We start from the raw sequence: 20,474 nt of genomic DNA, 5'->3' as shown, positions 1-20,474 counted from the left end.
TGCGCTCGGCTTGCGCCATCCATGGCGCAAACGCTTTACTCTTCTATTCCATTATCACCGTTCTCGTTCTGTAAATAGGTTGTTTACCCGTATAGCCGTCCAGCAATGGGCGGCTTTTTTATGGCGTGCCCTCCGGCACGCCACCCTCACGGGCCGTCGCAAGCGACGTTGAAAAACGCACTATGCGTTTTTTTATCTCTGTTGCCAGATGCGAACACAGGCCTGTGCCAATGCTCGTGTTGGATCGATGCTGATATCTCTCCAGCGTGACGCCACTGCCTCCAGCGCAGGGGGGACTTCCGTGCAGGCCAGCACCAGACGCTCTGCCCCGCGTTCCACCAACTGTGCCGCAAGCTGTTCTAACAAACGCCCACCGTGCTGGAGTTCGCCACGTTTTACCGCATAGCACCCTGGCACGAAGAGTGTCGTCATTTCCTGCTCGTCCGGCACCACGGTTTCAGCATCTAGCTGCGTGGCAAAACGCTGCTGATACCATCCGGCATTTAGCGTCCCGTGGGTCGCGATCAGCCCGATTTTTTGCGGCACTTTCTTTGTCTTCGCAGGTTGTGTGATGGCATGCAGCGTGGCATCGGCCATATGCACCAGCGGCGCATGACTTGCCTCAGCCAACGCGTCAAACCAGTGGTGTGCCGTATTACACGGCACCACAATATGACTGACCGATAAGCGATTAAGCTGCTGGACAGCATGCAATAGCGTCGGTAACGGTGATTCACCGGTTCCTGCCAGCGCCTGCTGGCGGTCGGGAATCTGCGGTACATTCCAGACAATCACCGGCACGTGCTCCTGATCGCGGCTGGCAGACGTTTCCTCAATGATTTTATGCAACAGATCGACCGTTGCCAGAGGCCCCATGCCACCCAACACGCCAATCAGCGGTGTGCTCATTGTGCTGCCGTTTGTTCGAACAGTTGGCGGTAGCCAAACAGCCCCGCTGAGCCACCGGTATGAATAAAGACGATGTTTTCATCGGCGCGAAAATGTCCCTGACGGATCAGATCGATCAGTCCCGCCATCCCTTTTCCTGAATAGACCGGATCGAGCAAAATCCCTTCCAACTGCGCCAACAGTCTGAGTGCTTCCAGCGTTCCTTCAGTGGGAATACCATATCCTTTGCCAACGTAGTCGCTGTTCACCCGTACGGCGCTGTGCGGCAGTTCGCCCGGAATGCCCAGCAGTTGCCAGGTGCGCTGCGCTAACGCGTAAACATTCTCCTCCTGCTTTGCTTTGGGCGCTCTGACACTGATGCCTAACAGCGGAATCTGGCTGTGTGTTGCCGCCAGCCCGGTAACCAATCCCGCCTGCGTACCCGTGCTGCCCGTCGCATGCACAATATGATCGATGCGCAAGCGCTGCTGGCTAGACTGGAACAACAGCTCTTCCGCACAGGCGACATAGCCCAACGCGCCTACCGGACTGGAACCGCCGCCGGGGATGACATAAGGCTTAAATCCTTCTTTACGCAGCGATTCCGCCAGTGTTTCCATCGCCTGCTGCATGTCTGTACCCGCAGGAAGGTGATCGATAATGTCACCGCCAAGCAGGTTATCCAGCAGCACGTTACCGGAGCGCTGATAATCTTCGCCATAATCCTCTACGCGCTTTTCCAATAGCACTTTGGTTTTCAGCCCCAGCTTTGCCGCCGCCGCAATGGTTTGCCGCACATGGTTAGACTGTGTCGCGCCCTGTGTGATGATGACGTCCGCACCCTGCTGCTGCGCATCGGCTAACAGGAACTCCAGCTTGCGGGTTTTATTCCCGCCAGTTGCCAAGCCTGTAGCATCGTCACGTTTGATATAAATCGTCGGCCCGCCCAGATAAGCAGACAGGTTCGGCAACACTTCCAACGGCGTAGGGAAATGACCCAGTGATAAACGGGGGAATCGGGCAAGATGCATAATATTCTCCTGAAATTCGGATTACAGATTGAGGTGACGACGCGCTTCTTCACGAACGCGATGTAAAATACGCTGCTTCAATGCGGCGTAGTCAGGATGCTGAGCCAGAGTTTCAATTTCTCTTTCGCGGCCAAATGGCAGCGAGATCGCCTCCGCAATACGACCGGGACGCGCGGACATCACCAATACCCGGTCGGCTAAAAACAGCGCTTCGTCCACGTCATGCGTGACAAATAACAGCGTGGTGCCGGTTTTCTGCCAGGCAGAAAGCAGCAGCTCCTGCATCATCAAACGGGTTTGTGCATCCAGCGCACCAAACGGCTCGTCCATCAGCAACACCTCAGGGTTCGGCAGCCAGGCTCGCGCCAGAGCCACCCGCTGTTTCATTCCGCCAGAGAGCTGCCAGGGATAGTGCTGTTGGAATCCTTCCAGCCCGACCAACGCCAGATAGTTTTCCGCATCACGCTGAAGCTGGGCTTTATTCGCGCCCTGCATTCGTGGGCCAAACGTCACGTTTTCCAGCACCGTGAGCCAGGGAAATAAATTGGCCTGCTGAAATACCATGCCGCGCGAGGGTCCCGGACGGCGCACAGGTTCACCACCGCACAGCACGCGCCCCTTATCGGCAGTTTCAAAACCGGCGATCATATTGAGAATGGTTGATTTGCCGCAGCCAGAAGGACCCAGCAGCACGACGAATTCACCTTTAGCGATCTGGAGGGAAACGTCATCTAGCACCGTTAAAGGACCACTTTGTGACGGAAACGTGAGACTTACGCGTTCCACGACAATGTGTGGTGCATCAGGCTGAGCATGTTCTGTCATGACGATTTCCCCGCCCAGGGTACGAAGACGCGCTGAGCACCGACCAACAGCAAATCGAGCGCATAGCCAATGCCGCCTAGTAATAAGATGCCCAACATAACGATATCGGTACGCAGATAGGCGCTTGCGTTCATCACCATCCAGCCAATGCCTGACGTAGCGGCGACCATTTCCGCCGCAATCAAGGACGTCCAGCCGATACCGATAGCCAACCGCACCGTGGTGAACAACTCCGGCAGCGTATCGGGCAAAACGACGTGGAAAAAGATCTGTCGGCGACTGGCACCGAGCGTTTGTGCGACGCGGATACGGGAACGTTCCACACGCTCAACGGCGGCACAGGCACCGACCACGACGCTGAGAAAGGTAGCGATGAAGATCAGAAAGAATTTGGATGCCTCACCGATTCCCAGCCAGACCACCGCCAGAGGAATAAGTGCAATTTTAGGCAGCGGCCGGAGAAACTGAACGAAAGGATTAAAAACGGCAGCAGTCGGAGGCGATAGCCCCATCAACAGGCCAAGTGGGACGCCTAGAATAATGGCGATGCTGAAGGCGCTCAGCGCCCGAGCAACGCTGACGGCAATATGTTCCCATAGCGAGACCTGCCGATAGCCGTCCTGCGCCAGCTCCCCGGCGGTCAGGATGATATCCGACAGCGGCGGTAACAGCAGCGGATCGACCCACTGCTTCGCCCCCGCTAGTTGCCACAACGCGAGCACCGCCGCCACGGACGTGATGCTCAATAACACATAAGACGTTCTTTTCACGACCCGTTAATTCCCTTTTGCAGCCTGCTTCAAATAAGAGGAATTAATGGAGTCGGCGAACGACGCGGGAATATCACGCTGGCGAACTTCGCCGATACTCTCCAGAAAATGCGCCGTTTTCGCGACCGCCTGACCGATGCCGCTCCGATCCGTGTTGTTACCATCACCCAACCATTGCGCCGTCACCTGCTGTTCCAGCGTCGGGTATTCCAGCCCTGATAGCGTATTGGTTGCCGTCGTGACTGGCGCACCGACCTCTTTTGCCACAATCGCCGCTGCTTTTTCTGGGTCCTGACGGAACTCATCCACTTTCTGCTGGTGTACCCGCAGGAAGCGCGCCACAGTTTCTGGGTACTGCTGGGCAAATGCCTTCCTGACTACATAGTTGTTGTAAATCAGATAGCCATCTTTTTGCAGATCTTTGGTCGCAAAAATCGCGTGTCCGGCGGAAGCTTCCAGCTCTTGCGCGAACGGCGCCCAGACGTAGCCTGCATCAATATCGCCACGCTTCCATGCCGCTACCATCTCAGCCGGGCGTAGCGGAATAAGGGTAATCTTGCTGCGGTCGAGTTTATTCACCGCGATTGCCGCCTCAAGCGCGTACTGCGCAGTGGAATTTGGCGGATAGGCGACGCGTTTACCTTCGATATCTTTCAGCGTAGTGATGCCAGATTTGGCAATTAGGCGTTCATACGTAGCGATAACGCCAGATACGCCGACGATCTCCACAGGCAGTTTTCTGACAATACCGGCCGTCGCCGGGCTGGAACCAAAGTTGGCGATATCTATCGCATTACTGGCGAAATAATTCAGCGCATCAGCACCGGAAGCAAACTGCACCCACTTTACTGGCGCACCCAATGCTTTTTGCAGCGAACCGTCGGCTTTGGCTAAGACTAATACCTGTGAGCCACCGCTGTAGGCCACGCGGATTTCATCAGGATGCTTTTCTGCCGCCAGTACGGATGTTGTCATTAATAACAAGCCACCGACACCGACCGCACTCAATATATTTTTCATTGTTTTTCCCTATGGAGATAAATAAATAAAAAGTTAAATAAGTTAATAAATTAATTCATCAAGCCACGTTTTTATTTAAATAAGATAACTGCCCCCAACTCACATCATCGACAAAAATGCCATTATCTACCCGCTGACGATAGGTTTGTTTTTCTTTATCACCTGGCAGTAATAATCCATCGTCATCGCGGGATTGGCGCACCCATTCCAATAAAGCCGGAATTTCCTGTTGATAGGTTGCCGCACCGCCTAATTTCTGCGGATCGATTAAAATTGACAGCATGCTGTTAATAATCTGCTTACCCTCACCTTTCGCCGTGCGTTCGGTTTTCCCGCCAGTCAGCGCGGCGCCAAGCAGAGAGCAAACCAGCGAAAGCCCCGATCCTTTATGTTCGCCAAACGGCAGCAGTGCCCCCAAAGGGTGTTCCATCAGCCAGCGCGGATCCACCGTCGGATGACCTTCGTTATCAACGATGCAACCGGGTGCAACCGATTTGCCCTCATTCCACGCAATACGGGCTTTGTTACCGGCAATCACGCTGGTAGCAAAATCCAGAATCACCGGTTCGTCGTGTTCAACCGGAATACCGGCACAGAACGGGTTCGTCCCGAAACGCGCCTGCTGGCCCTGCCATGGCAGCACCACTGGCTTGGTATACACGTTGGCAAAGTGCAGCGACACCAGCCCGACCTCTGCGGCCTGTTCCGCCCACGCCCCGATGCGCCCTAGATGATGAGCATTGGCTAAACTCACCACCGCCAGACCATGCGTTTGTGCACGCGCAATGCCTTCAGCCAGCGCCTGCCTTGCTACCAGTTGCCCGAAGCCCTGCTGACCGTCGAACGAAATTAACGGGCCGAAATCCAGCGTTTTTTCTGCCTGTGCATGAGGCGATAACCCACCTTCTCGAATCGCGTCGATATAGCGCGGCAGCATACTTACACCGTGCGAGTCATGCCCTTTCAGGCTAGATTCGACAAGATTATCCGCCACAATTCCTGCAATTGACGCGTCCACGTCATTCTCTGTCAGCCGATCGCGTAAATAATCGCGTAAATAATGATGAGTAAAAACAGGCATATTTTTCTCGGTATACCACCATAACAATGAATATTAGCGTCACTATAACGCGCAGATTTTTATCCATAACTGACAAATAAGACTATCTATAGCGAATATTTAGCTAAGGCGGTTATTTACTTGTTTTCCCTTATGCATCACCGATTAAAATCACATTTATTCTAACTTATTCCAAAAAACACTTTATCAGCAACGCACCAAGAAAATAGGATGTTTTCTTTAGTACATTATTTACAGCACGTTATTTATTTAAATATTAACCTGCCGTTTTTATTATTTATTTCATACCCTTTTTTATTACTGTTTAACCATGAGAGATAACAATAATGAATCACTCACTACCCGCGAAAAAATCGACGCGTTTCACTCGCCTTGCGGCCATGATCGGCCTGACGTTAACGGCATTAGGTGCCAATGCGGAAGGCACCATTAGCATTGCACAGCAGTTTGGCATTGGTTATCTGATTCTGGATGTGGTGCGCGACCAAAACCTGATAGAAAAACACGGTAAGCAGCAAGGGCTGGATATCAAGGTAGACTGGCGCACGCTTTCTGGCGCGACGGCGATTAACGAAGCGCTCCTGTCCGGTGCCCTGGATGTGGCCTCCGCAGGAGTTCCGCCGATGCTCACCGTGTGGGATCGCACGCAAGGCCGTCAGAATGTGAAAGCCATCGCCTCGCTCGGTTCCATGCCCAACTATTTACTCAGCAATAACCCGGCGGTGAAATCCATCCGTGATCTGAGCGATAAAGATCGCATCGCCGTGCCTGCCGCAGGGGTAGGCTTCCAGTCGCGCACGCTGCAAATTGAAACCGCAAAGCTCTATGGTGCAGAAGATTTCAAACGTTTCGACAAGATTTCCGTCAGCCTGCCGCATCCCGATGCCAGCGCGGCGCTTATCGCGGGTGGTTCCGAAATTAACGCCCACTTCTCCAGCCCGCCTTTCCAATATCAGGCGCTGGAGCATGACAATGTGCACAAAATTCTGAGCTCTTATGATGTGCTGGGCGGTCAGGCGACGTTCAACGTGCTGTATACCACGCAGAAATTCCATGATGAGAACCCGAAAACCTACCGCGCCTTCTACGACGCACTGAAGGAAGCTTCGCAGATCATCAAAGCAGATAAAGCCGCGGCGGCCGACACCTATATTCGGGTAGAGAAATCGAAGCTGAACCCTGAACTGGTTAAACGCATCGTCGCCGACCCCGAGATCGATTTTACCATCACCCCAGAACGCACCTACGTTTATGCCGAAAAGCTGCAACAGCTTGGCGTGTTGAAAAACAAAGCCGCCTCCTGGAAGGACTATTTCTTTGCTGAAATCCACGACCAGCCGGGTAGCTAAACGGTCAGAACCAGCTTCATTCGACGAGAACCATCGTCGCTACGCAGGAGAACAAGCATGACACTCGATTCTCACGACACTGTCGGCCAGCCGCTGTTGCAGGTGGACGGCGTCGGGCTGGAATACCGCACGCGGCGCAGTCTGGTACGCGCCACCCATGATGTCAGTTTTGACGTCTTTCCCGCCGAACGGTTTGTGCTATTAGGGCCTTCCGGCTGCGGTAAATCCAGCTTGCTCAAATCTATCGGCGGCTTTTTGTCTCCGGTAGACGGTGAAATTCGCCTAGACGGCCAGCGCGTCACACGTCCCGGCCCAGATCGTATCATGGTCTTTCAGGAGTTTGACCAGTTGCCGCCGTGGAAAACCGTGCTGGAAAATACGCTATTTCCGCTGGTTGCCAGCCGTCAGGCAACGCGAGCCGAAGCAGAAGATCGCGCCCGTTATTTTCTCGATAAGGTCGGGCTGGCGAAGTTTGCCGATGCCTATCCGCATACCTTATCCGGCGGGATGAAGCAGCGTGTTGCCATCGCACGGGCGCTGACCATGCAGCCGAAAGTGCTGCTCATGGATGAGCCGTTCGCCGCACTGGATGCGCTGACCCGCCGCAAAATGCAGGAGGAATTGCTGGCGCTGTGGGAGGAGGTACGCTTCACGCTGCTGTTTGTCACCCACTCGATTGAGGAAGCGCTGATCGTCGGCAGCCGGGTTTTACTGCTCTCACCGCATCCGGGTCGCGTGCGGGCGGAAATCAACTGCCATCAGTTCGCGTTAAACGATCAGGGCAGCGAAGCCTTTCAGAGCACGGCACAGCGCATTCACCATCTTCTTTTTCCAACCGATGTCGACGCACCTTCACCTGTCACATCCACGCAAGGTAAAACTTATGAGCATCCAGCCCCCCGTGCGGCCCGAGTATCAGCGTGAACTGGCGCCGCTGAAAGATTTTACTCTCGCCCAACCTCTGCCACTGGCAACCAGACTGTGGAATCAGACCTGGATTCGCAAGCTGGTGCTGTTGGCTGGGCTGATCTTGCTGTGGGAAATAGGTGCACGCTGGCAAAATAACGACCTGATGCTGCCCAGCTTCCTGCAAACGTTTCAGGCATTTCGCGACGATGTCGCCAGCGGCGAACTGCCACATAAGATGGTGGTGTCACTCGGCACGTTGTTGAAAGGCTATGTCATCGGTAGCCTGCTGGCGCTAGCGCTCAGCGCGTTGGCAGTATCCACACGTTTCGGGCGCGATCTCTTAGGCACATTAACCTCCATGTTCAACCCGCTGCCTGCGATTGCGTTACTGCCGCTGGCGCTGCTGTGGTTTGGGCTAGGAGAAAAGAGTCTGGTATTCGTGCTCGTCCACTCCGTGATGTGGCCGATGGCACTGAACACATATTCTGGCTTTCTCGGCGTCTCGGAAACGCTACGCATGGCGGGCCGCAACTACGGCCTGACCGGCTTTCGCTACATTAGCGCGATCTTGATCCCTGCTGCTCTGCCATCGATCCTCTCCGGCCTGAAGATCGGCTGGGCATTCGCCTGGCGCACCCTGATCGCCGCCGAACTGGTGTTCGGCGCATCCAGCGGCAATGGCGGTTTGGGGTGGTACATCTTCCAGAACCGTAACGAGCTTTACACCGATCGTGTTTTCGCCGGACTGGCTTCCGTCATCATCATCGGGCTGCTGGTTGAAGGGCTGGTGTTTTCCACCATCGAAAAAGTCACGGTGAAACGCTGGGGAATGCAGCGCTAAACGCCATTCTGGTTATGCGAAATCTGCCCATTTATAGCCAGAATTGTTCTTTTGCAGCGTTCGATATCGCTGTTACAACTGATTTATCTTTTCCCACAGAGATGAGAGATCGCGAGCATGATTGCAATACAAGCGCCACAAACCTATCTAAATCGTGATGGCGTCATTCGTTCTGTCGGCGAATATGCTGCCCCTTACGCCAGCACAATACTGATTATTACCAGTCCGCAGGCATGGAAAACGACGGCGGATGCCGTCGAACACAGCCTCAATGAGCACGGCTTACGCTATCAGGTCGAATTTTTGCCGGGCGATTGCACCAAACCCGCGATCGAGACGCTAACCGCACAGGCGCGCACATTCAGTGCAGAACTGATTTTAGGCATTGGCGGTGGGCGTGTGCTGGATGTCGCCAAAGCCGTCGGCGATATTCTGGGGCAGATCCCCGTCATCGCCGTACCCACCATTGCCGCTACCTGCGCCGCTTGGTCACCGATCAGCGTTATTTACAATGAGAGTGGTGCGCACAACGGCCCCTTTCCACTGACGCGTTTACCAGTGTGGGTGCTGGTAGACAGTGAAATCATCGCCCACAGCCCTTCACGTTACCTCAAGGCTGGTATCGTGGATGCACTGGCAAAGTGGTACGAGTTTCAACCGTATCTGCGCCACGGTGATGATGGGCTGGCGTTAGCGCTCAAAGCACAAGCGGCAAAGCTAGCCGTAGAAACGTTTAATACGTACGGCGAGCAGGCCATCGCGGATAATGAACAAGGGTTGGTCACCCCTGCCCTGCGCCGTGTGATCGATGCCGTTATCGCACTGGCTGGCGTCGCGAATAGCATGAAAGATGAGGTGCCACGCATCGGCGTCGCGCATGCGATTCACAACAGCATGACTCGCCTGCCGGAACTGCATGACTGGCTGCACGGAGAGAAAGTGGGTTTTGGTCTGGCTGCCCAGGCTTTTCTGGAACACGATAACGACGCTGACCGCGAAGAACTGTTCACCCAGTTGCGCCGCTACGGTAGTCCGATCACGCTAAGCGCCCTTGGTCTGAACGAACGTCCATTGCTGGTTGAAAGCATCGCGCAGAACGTGAAAATCGCCCCTAAAATTGCTGCCCGTTTGCCGTTCGCAACGGATGCCGAACGAATTCAACAAGCGCTATGGCACACGCAAACACTGGAAGGCCATGTGGTAGACAGCCACGCGGCATGACGGTAGAAAACGCTTTTTCCCAATAATATGGAGCACAGGCATTGTTGGGAAAAAACCATCGGGCATGTCATCTCGCTAAGGGCAAACTAACGAATCTTTTTGAAAAGGAGCAATATCACTGGTACACAGACTAAAAAACCATACACATATCCATCAAAAACACTCTCTGTTGCGTCCTTGATCTGGCGGAGAGAGGATGAATACCGCTCTGCTGAAACGGAATTAGAAAACTGTAGGGTTTCATTCTCCATAAAAACAGACATAGGCTGTAATGATATAAACAACCATACCAAATAACAGAATAGTACAAATAGAATACTTCCCCATCTCAAAAAGCACATTGACCTATTCCCCCTCATGTAGATCACCTTACTTTTTTGAAAATAAATAGAATTAGCGCGATACAGATAAAAAAACCAAGAAAACCAACTTTATCGATTACCTCCGACTGAACTTGCACTATATTGATCGCATTACTGTATTCGCTAATTGTCATAGCACCTGAAACTCGCATAGACTCTTTCTCAATGAGACTGAAAAACGATCTTTTGGAAAAATGAAGTACGATAAAATAGCAACATGAGACGAACATAATCCCAGACCATCTAACGATAGTTTTTCTTTTATTTGTTAGCATCGCTAAAGCCACCTAATAAACCGCCCACTGAACCACCAGAATAAGATGAGCCATAACCTAAAACTGAAGCCACTTCCGCAACAGCTGACTCTCCCCTTGACCTTAGCGTCTCTTCTGTTGGCATAAAGTTATCTATGTTGGGGTATTGCTTTTTGAACTCGCTAGTCACTTCTGCAACCTGCATTGATACACTAGCACTTTTCCCCATTAAATATCGCTGCAAAGATACAGGTACGGCGAAATTCTCTTTCAGATCAACGTGCATTTGAGAGTTTGTGCTGTACCCTGCGCTAAACACGTTCGAACCAGCAAACTTAATTCCATCCATGGTGTGAGTGGTACAGTTCTTACCTGTCACATCATACTGATCAACTGTTTTTCCACGTCTTTGAGTCGCATCACGCATGTCTGGAGTTTGGGTGGCAGGAGCGCCATTTTCCCACAGCCGTTCAAAGTATTTTCTCGTGATAAATAGATCTGCGTCATCAATGCGAAATACCTTAGCTTCCATTTTGTATAATTCATTCCTATAATACGTTCTCGCATCTTCATATTTCAAAGAATTAAGAATTCCATCGCCTAAAAGGGCCCCGAACCATCGCCGGCCAAATCGACCATAGGTATACACATGAGCGTCATTATTCTCATGAACTGAAACAAATACATGTCCGGCCCCTTTGATTTCAGTCCAAACAAATACACCATTTGCTATTGGATTTACCTCCGGCTTACATTGTTCAACCAGAGCAGTCCATTCATTTTTTTTGGGGGGAAGATAAACAGGATCATCCCTAAAGTAAGATTGGGGTTTGCTCTTAATCCCCTTTGCTCCCTCAATAGTTTGACCAGCAAACCACCGGTAAATATTATTTCCATTTCCCATAATCCCTCACGTATTCAGAAATCAATTTCCTATTATTCAACAGCTAACTACTTAATATAATACATAGAATAGCTTTCCCAGTATTCTACTATTACGTTGGTACTAAAAAGAAACGGGCGCATCGATCATTCGATGCGCCCGTTGTACATACAATTTGAAGTGTGCCGGTGTTATCCCTGCTGGGCAGGCTGTGTACTGATGCCTTTGATTTCACGCTCGTACGCCTGCGCTTTCTTCTCGTCGAATTGATGTTCCCACTTGGCAATCACCAGCACCGCCAGCGCATTTCCCACCACGTTCAGCGCGGTACGCGCCATGTCGAGGATGCGGTCAACGCCCGCAATAAACGCCAGACCTTCCAGCGGAATACCGACGCTGCCTAGCGTGGCGAGCAGTACGACAAACGACACACCCGGTACGCCGGCAATGCCTTTGGAGGTCAGCATCAGCGTCAACACCAGCACGATTTCCTGCCCAATCGACAATTCAATGCCGTACAGCTGCGCGATGAAGATCGCGGCAATGCTTTGGTACAGCGTAGAGCCGTCAAGGTTAAAGGAGTACCCCGTCGGCACTACGAAGCTGGTAATCGACTTCGGTGCGCCATAGGCTTCCATTTTTTCGATGATGCGCGGCAGCACGGTTTCTGAACTGGCTGTAGAGTACGCGAGAATCAGCTCATCTTTAAGAATACGGATCAGCATCGTGATCCGCAGCTTACACAGCCGCGCGACCGCACCGAGCACCACCAGCGCAAAGAAGAAAATTGCGGCGTACACTAACATCACCAACTTGGCCAGCGGCCACAGCGAAGCGAAACCGAAGTTGGCAACCGTAACAGAAATCAGCGCAAACACCCCAACTGGCGCATAGCGCATGATCATGTGCGTCACTTTGAACATGGTTTCCGACACGCCGCGAAAGACGCTCAGCAGCGGGTCACGATGTTCTTTAGGCAACGAAGATAACCCAAGACCAAATAGCACCGAGAAGAAGATGATCGGCAGCATTTCACCGTGTGCCATCGCTGCGAAGATATTCGGTGGAATCAGCGACAGTACCGTCCCCACCAGACTATGCGAGCCGCTCTGCACCTGCTCGGTGGTCTTTTGATATTGAGAGATATCAACAGCAGTCAGCGTCGACATATCGATGCCAAGCCCCGGCTTGAAAACATTGGCTAGCGTGATGCCAAGGATAATCGCCACCGTCGTGATGATTTCAAAATAGAGGATAGTTTTGAAGCCGATACGTCCGAGCTTTTTGGCATCCCCTACGCCCGCAATCCCGACAACCAGCGTGGCGATAACAATGGGGACGACAATCATTTTAATCAGGCGGATAAAGATGTCACCGGCAGGGCTAAGAATATTGCTGATAAGCCACTGACGGCTTTCTTGCTGTTCATGCAGTACGGCACCGAGTGCAATACCAAGAACTAACGCAATAAGGATTTGCCAGGCTAGGCTGATTTTTTGTGTTTTCATCGTCATTTTCCGTTTTAAACTCCCCGCCATCACAAACATGGCGCTAGCGCGACTCCGGCGCAATACGAACCGAAAAAATCAACGTGGAGGTAATTGACTAGTAAGAATACCTGATTGGTTGCTAGCGTTATCTTTCTACTGCGACACAAAAGTCGTTAACATAATTATTCAATAAAAACGCACAACTATTTGTATAGCTTAACAAAAACAAACGCATAAGCTATTGTTATGACAGGAATGCTACTATTCCACCACGATCAGATCAAGCAGATTATCGGCACGATAAACCATATTTATGCTGAATTGAGTACAAAAAACGGCAAGCGTCGCGGAACAAGAAATCGCAACGAAGTAGAAAGGGAAACGTCCGCCCAGTCAGAAAAAACGCTGGCTGGGCATCAGGTTAGGAAAGTGCGCAATTACTCAGATTTGGTAATCAATCACCGCTTCATCGTTATCAGAAAAGACCTTGTCCTTAATATCATCCAGCGACAGCTCTGTATTACACAGCTGAATAAATTTCCAGGCATAGTTACGCTGTAACTGACCTTTTTTCAGTCCCAGCCAAACTGTGTTGGCTTCAAACAAGTGCTCAGCATTCAACCGTACCAGCCCCTTGTCACGCACTGGATCGTATGACATATCGGCGACAATCCCAACGCCGAGCCCCAGTTCAACATAGGTTTTAATCACATCCGAATCCTGCGCGCTGAGCGTAATATCCGGCGACATGCCCACCGCCTGAAACGCCCGATCCAAGCGCGAACGCCCCGTAATCCCCTGACGATAGGTAATCAGTGGTTCTGCGTTGAGCATTTCCAGCGTAATAAGCGGCTTCTGCGTCAGCGGATGGTGTTCCGGCACAATCACCGAATGGTGCCAGCGGTAATAGGAGAATGCCGCCAACGAGGGATCGTTAATCAATTGCTCACTGGCAATACCGATATCGGCTTCGCCAGAATGAAGCATCGCCACGATTTCATCCGGCGTGCCCTGATTCAGCACCAAGCGAACCTGCGGATACAGCGAGCGGAAGGCTTTAATTACCGGCGGTAGACTGTAGCGCGCCTGCGTATGCGTGGTCGCGATCACCAACTGGCCAGTGTCGTTATTGGTGAAGACATTCGCCAGCCGACGAATGTTGCTGGCGTCATTCAGAATGCGCTCTGCCACCACCAGCAGCTCTTTTCCCGGCTCGGTCATCCCTAACAGACGCTTACCGCGACGGATAAAAATTTCAATCCCCAGCTCTTCTTCCAACTCGCGGATGTGGCGGCTCACGCCGGATTGAGAGGTAAACAGCGTATTCGCTACCTCGGTCAGGTTGTAGTTGCACCGTGCTGATTCACGAATAATCTTCAGTTGCTGAAAGTTCACCTTTCACTCCCTTGTTCTTTATTACAGATAGCAACATTGATCCAAGTAATGAGAGGCAGAACAAATAAGCAAATGGAGTTGATTATATTTTTTTATACTAACGGTATGTCTGCCGCGCTAGATTACCTAACAAGGAATAGACATAAATAGTAAAATCAAAATGTTAGATAAAATCAGTTTTATGTCTCACGCAGAGTCAATCAACCATTTAGATATGATTTATGCCTTTCTGATCTATTTGCTTCCCCGCTTTTATACTCTAAATAATTCGAGTTTCAGGACAAAAACGGCAAGGCGTTTTTGAACAGCGCTTGCGCTGACCCCGAAGGGGTGAGGCCATAAGGCCGAATAACGCGGCAAGAGAAAGAATCCCGATGAGCTTACTCAGGTAAGTGATTCGGGTGAGTGAACGCAGCCAACGCACATGCAACTTGAAGTATGACGAGTATATTTTCGTTTTCAGTATTTCCTCGCATCCTAAAGATAGCGTCCTACTTCAAGCTGGCGTGCTATCGCTGCTATGATGACGGTCAGAACCAGAGACAAGGTGGCAGCATGCAGGGCGTACCGGAACACTTTACCGATGAAAGAGACTATGCCCAGTTTCGGCACTTGCCGACGTTGCCCGGCATAGAGCTTTATCACGCGCATATTTGCCGCTATGCCTTTGAGCCACACACGCACGAGGCGTTTGGCATCGGCACCATTGACGACGGCGCAGAGCAATTCCGCTACCGTGGTGCCAAACATATTGCGCCTGTCGATTCATTAGTCTTGATGAACCCCGATGAACTGCACACGGGGGAGTCCGCCACGGAAGACGGCTGGCGCTATCGCATGATCTACATCCCGCCCGATGTGCTGGAGAGCGTCTCCGGCGAGAAAGGCTGGTGGTTTACCGACGTCGTGCGTCACGATCCCGCTACTGCACGTCAACTGGCCATGACGCTGGCTGCGCTGTGGCAGACGACCGACCCATTAGCGAGTGAAAGCCTACTGCTGTCGCTGATTGCACTTTTCCGGCCCCACGCGCACATAGCACAACGTCAGCTCGTTGAACCGTTTCATCGCTTTGATGTGGTGAAAGCCTATCTGCGGGAGAATTTCGCCCACACTATTACCTTAAAAGAGCTGGCGGCGCTGGTTTCCCTTAGCCCCTACCACTTCCTGCGCCAGTTCAAAGCTCAGTTTCACGTGACGCCACACCAGATGCTAATGGCGATTCGGCTGTATGAAGCCAAACAGATGCTGACGCGCGGTATGGCTGCCGCCCATGTTGCTGTCGCCGTCGGGTTAACCGATCAGGCACATCTGACTCGCACCTTTGCTCAGCGCTATGGCGTCACGCCTATTCGCTATCAAAAGCAGGTTTATCCGGCTCTGCGCTAGCCTTTTTAGCGCGAATACTTTCAGCGCCCCCCGATGACAAACAGCAATATCCTACAATAATTCGTCGCCGACTCTCCCTAGACTGGTGCGATGAAATATTGCGAACAAACAGGTTTATCATGCTGACTGGTGTTTTATTTGCACTTGCCGCCGGACTAATGTGGGGGCTGATTTTCGTTGGGCCGCTGCTCGTACCGGACTATTCTGCCGCGTTGCAGTCCACTGGACGCTATCTGGCTTTTGGGCTGATTGCTCTGCCGCTGGCCTGGCTCGATCGCCGCCGCCTGCGCAAGCTCAACCGCAGCGACTGGCTGGAAGCCATGAAGCTCACCGTTATCGGCAACCTGCTGTACTACTTTCTGCTCGCCAGCGCGATTCAACGCACTGGGGCACCGATATCAACGATGATTATCGGCACGCTGCCCGTCGTGATTTCCGTGACCGCGAATATATTGTACAGCAAGCATGACGGCCGTGTGGCCTGGCGTCGGCTTCTCCCTTCGCTGCTGTTGATTGCCGCCGGACTGGTCTGCGTCAATATTGCCGAGCTGAAAGGCAATACGGACACATTCGATTTATGGCGCTATACCAGCGGCATTGCAATGGCGTTTTGCGCGGTCATTTGCTGGACCTGGTATCCGCTGCGCAATGCACGCTGGCTACGCGACCACAAAAGTAATACGCCGATGACCTGGGCCACCGCACAAGGTCTGGTCACGCTACCGCTGGCACTATTGGGTTATATTTTGGTGTGTGGTCATCTGGCGCTGACGGATGAGACGTTTACGCAGCCGTTCGGCCCACGACCTGAGATTTTCATCCCGCTAATGATTGCGATTGGTCTGTTTTGCTCGTGGATCGGCACGCTATTCTGGAACGAGGCCAGCCAGCGCCTACCGACAGTATTGGTAGGGCCGCTAATTGTGTTTGAAACGCTCGCGGGTCTAACCTATGCCTTCATCATCCGGCAATCCTGGCCGCCGCTGTTGACGCTCTGCGGCATCACCTGCCTGATTATCGGCGTGATCTACGCTATGCGGGTGAAACCGGAATCTGTAGTGGTGCAGGTGCCGGTTTCACGGGCAGAATAAACGTACACCGCGAAAGGTGTGAGAAAATAAGATGTGGGACAAGCCGGTCGTTATGTCCGGCTTGCCAGCTTCTGAAACAGTTCTGTCAGTTGCGCTTCATCCCTTACGCCCTGATGCTGATCGGTCACCTTGCCGTTGGCATCAATAATAAATGAGGTCGGCGTACCACTAACCTGATAGCGCTCTTTGGTAATACCTAACTGATCCCGCACCACTGGATACGTCACGCTGTGATGTGCCAACATTGAGGTGATATCTACGCCATCAGGATCGGTGTTGACCGCCACAACGACCACTTTATCGCCATACTCCTTGCTCAGCTTCTCCAGCGCGCCCATTTCGACCATGCAGCCGCCGCAGCCCGACGACCAGAAATTTAGGTACACGTTTTTCCCCTGCCAGCGCGACAGATCCACCTGCTGCCCCGCCAGATCATAGGCTGCCAGCGCAGGCGCTTGTGCTCCAACGCTAACCTGCTCTTCCTTACAGCCGCTCAGTGCCAATACGCCTAGCAGGCAAAGCGCGGTAATACCGTTACGCCACTTCATGATGATTCACCTCTTCACCGAAATACTTACCGTGTTGCAGGCGGATAATGCGGTCAGCAAAACGCCCCAGCTCAGGATTGTGCGTCACCATGACAATAGTGCGCCCCTGCCGATGCAGATCTTTCAGTAGATCCAACACGCGCTGTTCGTTCTCTTCATCCAGATTTCCCGTCGGTTCATCGGCGAAAATCACCGGAGGCTCATTCACCAACGCGCGAGCGATACAGACGCGCTGCTGTTCGCCACCAGAAAGCTGGCTCGGTAAGTGATCCACACGATGCGCCAGCCCAACCTGCTCAAGTACGCGCTGCGCTGCGGCTTCATCCACCACGCTGTGGTAATGCTGCGCCAGCATCACGTTTTCCAGCGCAGTCAAAAATGGAATCAGGTGGAACTGTTGAAATACCAGCCCAATTTTATCGGCACGGAACTGACGTCGCCCTTCCTCATCCAGCGCCGCAGCATCGACACCGTCCAACAGCACCTGCCCTTCGCTTACCGTATCCAGACAGGTGAGAATATTCATTAGCGTGGTTTTACCGGAACCGGACGCGCCCATGATGGCGACAAACTCACCGCGTGCGATGCGGATATTGATATCTTCCAGCGCGGTAACCTGACCAAAGCGTTTATAGAGCTGGCGAGTTTCAATCACCGCCTCCGTTGCCTGCGCCTTTTCCTGCACGTTTACCTCTACAGACATCGCACTACTCTCCTTTCAAGACTTTGGCTGGTTCGACATAAATCGCCCGCCGGGTAGGAACCACTGCCGCAACCGCAGCAACCAGCAAAGACAGCCCCAGCGTGAGCGGGAACACCGGCAAACGCAGCGAAATGGTCGCGTTGAATACCGCCATCCCCAACACCTGTGCCAACAAATAACCCAGCAGCGAACCGCACACCACGGCAGCCAGCGCGATAATGCCGGTTTCTGCCAGCATCTGCCTAATGATGTCTCGTCCACTTGCGCCCAGCGCTTTCTGTAGCGCGAACTCGCGTGCACGTTCACCGACTATCGCCATCAGCGTGGTGTTCACGCACAGTGAAGACAAGACGAGGATCACCGCCGAGACCAACCCCATCAGCCCTTTGATTTTATTCAGCACCTGACCTTCCGACGCCGACACTTTCAGAATCGGGCGGATCTCCAGTTGCGGATACTGCTGCTGGAGTTGGGCAGCGAAACGATCGACCTGTCCCAGATCGTTGCTAACACTGAGCAAGGCATTACTGATCGCGCCTTCTTTATCCAGCCACTTTTGCGCCAGATCCAGATTCACAATCAGCATGTTGTCTGTCGCATCGCCGGATTCCACAATGCCTTTAATCTGCAAACGCTGCTTCCCGCCGTCGTCCACTAGCGTAATACTGTCGCCGACTTTGACGTTCAACCGCGCCGCCAGCTTCACCCCGATCATGGCATTACGATCGTCGAAGCTAACACCAATCCAGTTACCCGTGACCTGCCAGTACGGTGCCAGTTGGCGTAGCGATTCGAACCATACGCCCATCAGCACCACTTTCTCCAACTCCGTACGCGCCATGCCATACAGATAAGGGCTGGCTGCATTGATTAACCCAGTTGGTGCATTGTCAATTATCGGCTGAAACGTGCTTTGTGGAATCGAGTTCCCACGCGCCGGGCCGATGTAAAAATTTGCGCCAAAGGTGCGCAGTTCCTGGCTCATCTTGGCGTTGATATCGAAATAGACGGCGGACATCGCCGTCACAATCGCCGCCCCTACCGTCAGTGCGGCAAACACCACGCTGACGCGCTGCATACGGAGCCGTAGCGCGCGGAACACCAAACGCCAGAACATGCTGTTCATCCAACCGTTAGCGCCCATACAGCACCTCCACCGGATACAGTTTGGCAATTTTCCGCGCTGGGAACCACGTTCCGATAATGGCAATCAACATCGAGATCACCAGTACGCAAGGGATAACGATCCACGCGAAGCTCAACGGTACGCCGAACAGCATCAGGCCAATCGCTTTCGCCAGCCCCCAGCCAGCGACACAGCCCGCGATACCACCCACCAACCCGCTCAGTGCCGCTTCGAGATAAAACAGCAGCATGATTTGCCACTGGCGTGCACCCAGCGCTTTCATCAGCCCGATTTCTTTGGCGCGTTCCATGATGGTACTGGTCATCAGCGAGGCAATCCCCATCGCAGACGCCACCAGCGCCGCAAAGGTCACCACCGCCAATAGCAGTTGAATCTTGTCGATCACCACACCTTCCGACGCAGCAACCTGCCAGATGGGGCGCACGACCGAACCGGAAATCGCCTCTTCCAACTGGTGTGCAATCGAAGACACATACGCAGTGCAGTACCAGAGGTCATATTCTTCGGCGTTGAGCGCTTCCAGATTTTCACGCGCCCGCCGCGACAGTTCATTTTCCGGTACAGTTAGCGCCGACACGCGAATGGCCTGAATTTTACCCGCCAGCCCTAGCAGCGATTGCACCGTTGCCAGCGGCATCACCAGCCGGCTTTCTTCATCGCCACCGCTGTTCAGAATGCCGCTAATTTCTACCGTCGCGTCCCCTTTCGAGCCGCGCAGTGCGAGTTTATCCCCTACTTTCCAGCCCGTTTGGGTCGCCAGCTGTTTTCCCACCAGCGCCTGCGCCACATTTTCCGTCGTCACCGGCTCCTGTGGCCACTGTCCTGCCACCTGCCAGTAAGGGCTAACGGTCATTTGCCCTGTGCGATAGTCTTCCTCATCCGGCACGGCGACAGGCTGAGAAAAGAACGTGCCCAATACGGCAACTGGCTGACCATTGATCTCAACATCGCCGCTTAGCAGCGGTGCGAAACCGACAATATTATTGCGCCAGAAGATATCTTTGATATTAGGCAGTTCGGCTTCATCAAGAAAATCCTGCCCTTCCAGCGGATTACTGCGCTCGCCAAACAGCGCAGGCAGCGCCGCCTGACCTGCGGGTTCAATCAAGATATTCGCACCGTAGGACTTCAGCTCACGCGCCATCTTGTCACCGATATCGATGGACACCGCCAGCAGTGCGGAAATCAATCCGGCCGCCAAAAACACGGTCAACACCGCCAGCGATTTGCGTCGAACATTTCTGCGCCAGGACTGACGTAATAGTCGCCACAGCATA

Annotated in this window: 19 protein-coding genes; 6 read left to right on the top strand and 13 right to left on the bottom strand. The window is 52.9% G+C overall.

Annotation, left to right across the window (positions count from 1 at the left end; genetic code table 11):
- Positions 1-192: 192 nt before the first annotated feature.
- The 6 genes from DCX48_21345 to DCX48_21320 are packed head-to-tail and all read right to left on the bottom strand — an operon-like array spanning position 193 to position 5,615.
- Positions 193-909, bottom strand: a complete 717-nt coding sequence (locus DCX48_21345; GenBank protein QXE16831.1) for an aspartate/glutamate racemase family protein — start codon at positions 907-909, stop codon at positions 193-195.
- A complete protein-coding gene (locus DCX48_21340; GenBank protein ID QXE16830.1) occupies positions 906-1,919 on the bottom strand; it encodes a D-cysteine desulfhydrase in 1,014 nt (337 codons plus the stop codon). The genes DCX48_21345 and DCX48_21340 overlap by 4 nt, the downstream gene beginning before the upstream one ends.
- Before the next feature lie 21 nt (positions 1,920-1,940).
- Positions 1,941-2,744: an ABC transporter ATP-binding protein gene (locus tag DCX48_21335; GenBank protein ID QXE16829.1), complete on the bottom strand. Its 804-nt coding sequence runs from the start codon at positions 2,742-2,744 to the stop codon at positions 1,941-1,943.
- Positions 2,741-3,514, bottom strand: a complete 774-nt coding sequence (locus DCX48_21330; GenBank protein QXE16828.1) for an ABC transporter permease — start codon at positions 3,512-3,514, stop codon at positions 2,741-2,743. Before DCX48_21330 ends, DCX48_21335 begins: the two co-directional genes overlap by 4 nt.
- A gap of 6 nt (positions 3,515-3,520) precedes the next feature.
- A complete protein-coding gene (locus DCX48_21325) occupies positions 3,521-4,534 on the bottom strand; it encodes a taurine ABC transporter substrate-binding protein (protein QXE16827.1) in 1,014 nt (337 codons plus the stop codon).
- A 58-nt stretch (positions 4,535-4,592) separates the two neighbouring features.
- Positions 4,593-5,615 (bottom strand): malate/lactate/ureidoglycolate dehydrogenase, encoded by a 1,023-nt coding sequence (locus DCX48_21320; protein QXE16826.1) that lies wholly within the window; start codon positions 5,613-5,615, stop codon positions 4,593-4,595.
- 326 nt (positions 5,616-5,941) lie between these two features.
- Here DCX48_21320 and DCX48_21315 point away from each other — a divergent pair, with 326 nt between their 5' ends.
- The 4 genes from DCX48_21315 to DCX48_21300 all read left to right on the top strand — a co-directional run bounded on the left by DCX48_21315 (position 5,942) and on the right by DCX48_21300 (position 9,935).
- Complete coding sequence (locus DCX48_21315) at positions 5,942-6,964, top strand: sulfonate ABC transporter substrate-binding protein (protein QXE16825.1); 1,023 nt, start codon at positions 5,942-5,944, stop codon at positions 6,962-6,964.
- 57 nt (positions 6,965-7,021) lie between these two features.
- Complete coding sequence (locus DCX48_21310) at positions 7,022-7,888, top strand: ABC transporter ATP-binding protein (protein QXE16824.1); 867 nt, start codon at positions 7,022-7,024, stop codon at positions 7,886-7,888.
- Positions 7,848-8,714 carry an ABC transporter permease gene (locus DCX48_21305; GenBank protein ID QXE16823.1) on the top strand — a complete coding sequence of 289 codons (867 nt, stop codon included), beginning with the start codon at positions 7,848-7,850 and terminating at the stop codon, positions 8,712-8,714. The genes DCX48_21310 and DCX48_21305 overlap by 41 nt, the downstream gene beginning before the upstream one ends.
- A gap of 117 nt (positions 8,715-8,831) precedes the next feature.
- Positions 8,832-9,935, top strand: coding sequence for an iron-containing alcohol dehydrogenase family protein (locus DCX48_21300; GenBank protein ID QXE16822.1), 1,104 nt, complete (start codon positions 8,832-8,834; stop codon positions 9,933-9,935).
- 623 nt (positions 9,936-10,558) lie between these two features.
- On the opposite strand, the gene DCX48_21295 is transcribed toward DCX48_21300, so the two are convergent.
- The 3 genes from DCX48_21295 to cbl form a co-directional block, all read right to left on the bottom strand.
- Entirely contained in the window at positions 10,559-11,455 is an 897-nt protein-coding gene (locus tag DCX48_21295; protein QXE16821.1) for a hypothetical protein, read from the bottom strand.
- A gap of 170 nt (positions 11,456-11,625) precedes the next feature.
- Entirely contained in the window at positions 11,626-12,942 is a 1,317-nt protein-coding gene (gltP, locus tag DCX48_21290) for a glutamate/aspartate:proton symporter GltP (GenBank protein ID QXE16820.1), read from the bottom strand.
- Between the two features lie 423 nt (positions 12,943-13,365).
- Positions 13,366-14,319 carry an HTH-type transcriptional regulator Cbl gene (cbl, locus tag DCX48_21285; GenBank protein ID QXE16819.1) on the bottom strand — a complete coding sequence of 318 codons (954 nt, stop codon included), beginning with the start codon at positions 14,317-14,319 and terminating at the stop codon, positions 13,366-13,368.
- 555 nt (positions 14,320-14,874) lie between these two features.
- On the opposite strand from cbl, the gene DCX48_21280 reads away from it, so the two are divergent.
- On the top strand, positions 14,875-15,708 hold the full coding sequence (locus DCX48_21280; GenBank protein QXE17340.1) for an AraC family transcriptional regulator: 834 nt from the start codon (positions 14,875-14,877) through the stop codon (positions 15,706-15,708).
- Between the two features lie 119 nt (positions 15,709-15,827).
- Positions 15,828-16,799 carry a DMT family transporter gene (locus DCX48_21275; protein QXE16818.1) on the top strand — a complete coding sequence of 324 codons (972 nt, stop codon included), beginning with the start codon at positions 15,828-15,830 and terminating at the stop codon, positions 16,797-16,799.
- A 50-nt stretch (positions 16,800-16,849) separates the two neighbouring features.
- Here the strand turns inward: DCX48_21275 and DCX48_21270 are convergent, their stop codons facing one another.
- Genes DCX48_21270 through DCX48_21255 form a run of 4 tightly spaced genes read right to left on the bottom strand, consistent with a single transcriptional unit; the run spans position 16,850 to position 20,473 of the window.
- A complete protein-coding gene (locus DCX48_21270) occupies positions 16,850-17,347 on the bottom strand; it encodes a TlpA family protein disulfide reductase (protein ID QXE16817.1) in 498 nt (165 codons plus the stop codon).
- On the bottom strand, positions 17,334-18,050 hold the full coding sequence (locus tag DCX48_21265) for an ABC transporter ATP-binding protein (protein QXE16816.1): 717 nt from the start codon (positions 18,048-18,050) through the stop codon (positions 17,334-17,336). The genes DCX48_21270 and DCX48_21265 overlap by 14 nt, the downstream gene beginning before the upstream one ends.
- 4 nt (positions 18,051-18,054) lie before the next feature.
- On the bottom strand, positions 18,055-19,176 hold the full coding sequence (locus DCX48_21260; protein QXE17339.1) for an ABC transporter permease: 1,122 nt from the start codon (positions 19,174-19,176) through the stop codon (positions 18,055-18,057).
- A gap of 7 nt (positions 19,177-19,183) precedes the next feature.
- Positions 19,184-20,473, bottom strand: a complete 1,290-nt coding sequence (locus DCX48_21255; GenBank protein QXE16815.1) for an ABC transporter permease — start codon at positions 20,471-20,473, stop codon at positions 19,184-19,186.
- Position 20,474 lies beyond the last annotated feature (1 nt).

The sequence above is a fragment of the Pectobacterium atrosepticum genome (assembly GCA_019056595.1).
GTDB classification, from domain to species: Bacteria; Pseudomonadota; Gammaproteobacteria; order Enterobacterales; family Enterobacteriaceae; genus Pectobacterium; species Pectobacterium atrosepticum.
This window is presented reverse-complemented; position numbering and strand designations above follow the sequence as displayed.